This window comes from Microvirga sp. KLBC 81 (assembly GCF_003075415.1).
Taxonomy (GTDB): Bacteria; Pseudomonadota; Alphaproteobacteria; order Rhizobiales; family Beijerinckiaceae; genus Microvirga.
In genome coordinates, this window is the sequence record NZ_QDAH01000283.1 from 1 (window position 1) to 892 (window position 892).

An 892-nucleotide genomic window follows, 5' to 3' on the forward strand; every position below is an offset into this window, starting at 1 on the left:
AGATTTCCGCCGTGAGGGATCTGTGTCTCAACCATTCGATTCAACCCATGTCCTGGTCCGATAGCTTCCTGGTTCTGGTCCTCGCCCTCGCGGTGGAGGCTGCCTTCGGCTATCCCGGTCGTCTTTATACGTGGATCGGGCATCCCGTCACCTGGATCGGGAGGCTGATCAAGGCGCTTGACGGCTCATTCAATCGCGAGGCCTGGAGCGGAAGGCGGCGCCGCGCTGCGGGCGCCCTCGCCCTCCTGCTGCTTCTCACCGTGACCGGCCTCGCCGCTCGATCCGTGGAGTTCGCTCTCGCTTCAGTTGGAGCCATCGGGCTCGGCGCGCTGGTGATCCTGGCCAGCAGCCTTCTGGCGCAGCGCAGCCTCCATGAGCATGTGGCGGCTGTCTCGTCAGGACTGCGCGAGCGTGGAATCGAAGGCGGGCGCACAGCCGTGTCGATGATCGTCGGGCGAAACCCGCAGAGCCTGGACGAGGCCGGCGTCTCCCGTGCCGCCATCGAAAGCCTTGCCGAGAATTTTTCTGATGGGGTCGTTGCGCCCGCTTTCTGGCTCGGTGTCGGCGGCCTGACCGGCGCGGCTCTCTATAAGGCCGCGAATACCGCCGACAGCATGATCGGGCACCGCACGCCCCGACATGAGGCCTTCGGCTGGGCGGCCGCCCGCTTCGACGACTGGGTGAACCTGCCGGGCTCGCGCCTGTCAGCCCTTCTCATTGTCGCAGCGGCGGCCCTGAACCGGAATGCCTCCCCGCGTGGAGCCCTGCGTGCCCTGCTGCGGGATGCCTCCCACCACCGGTCACCCAATGCCGGATGGCCGGAGGCTGCAATGGCGGGTGCCCTCGGCCTGCGGCTGGCCGGACCGCGCATCTATGGGAATGTCCGCGTCGA

General features: G+C 67.2%; 1 protein-coding gene. It reads left to right on the plus strand.

Annotation, left to right across the window (positions count from 1 at the left end; all coding sequences use genetic code 11):
• Nucleotides 1-47 precede the first annotated feature (47 nt).
• The coding region (gene cbiB / locus DC522_RS33785) for an adenosylcobinamide-phosphate synthase CbiB (protein ID WP_116532729.1) at nt 48-892 on the plus strand (845 nt) is incomplete at its 3' end.